This window comes from Bacillus pseudomycoides DSM 12442, assembly GCF_000161455.1.
Taxonomy (GTDB): Bacteria; Bacillota; Bacilli; order Bacillales; family Bacillaceae_G; genus Bacillus_A; species Bacillus_A pseudomycoides.
In genome coordinates, this window is the sequence record NZ_CM000745.1 from 5,337,941 (window position 1) to 5,338,417 (window position 477).

General features: G+C 30.0%; 1 protein-coding gene. It reads right to left on the reverse strand.

What is annotated here, in order from left to right; translation table 11 throughout:
• Positions 1-42: 42 nt before the first annotated feature.
• Positions 43-477, reverse strand: a 435-nt coding sequence (locus tag BPMYX0001_RS27055; RefSeq protein ID WP_006097366.1) for a hypothetical protein, incomplete at its 5' end; no start/stop codon positions are given.

Here is a 477-nt window from a genome sequence, read left to right on the forward strand (position 1 = left end):
CTNTTTTTACTTGTATATAACTATTAAATTTAAGAGATTGTATTATTTATAATATACTTGTCCACCATAGAGATATATAGTTCCCCCGCCATAATTCTTAAGTTTAAGTGCATAATAATTACCAGAACCAGTTAAAAGGTGAGAAATAGGAATGTTTAATCCACTCGAAAAGGAACCTTTAACTCTATATTCTTTATGAAGCTTACTATTATGATATATTTGTACTGCCAATCCAGTAGTCTTAGTTTGTGGTTCTACCTGTACACTTTGAGGTAGGTAAAATGATGTGCCATCATCAATCCACTGATAGTTACTAAATGACATTTCTCCAAAATTATGAACGTTCATAGCAAGAGGGTTAACCTCTGTTTTATTTTGCATATTGCCATCGAACTTAGAACTTCTTAAAGGAGTTTTAGACATTTCTTGATTAAATTTTTCTAATTCCTCTTTAGAATATGTTTTAACCAAATTCAT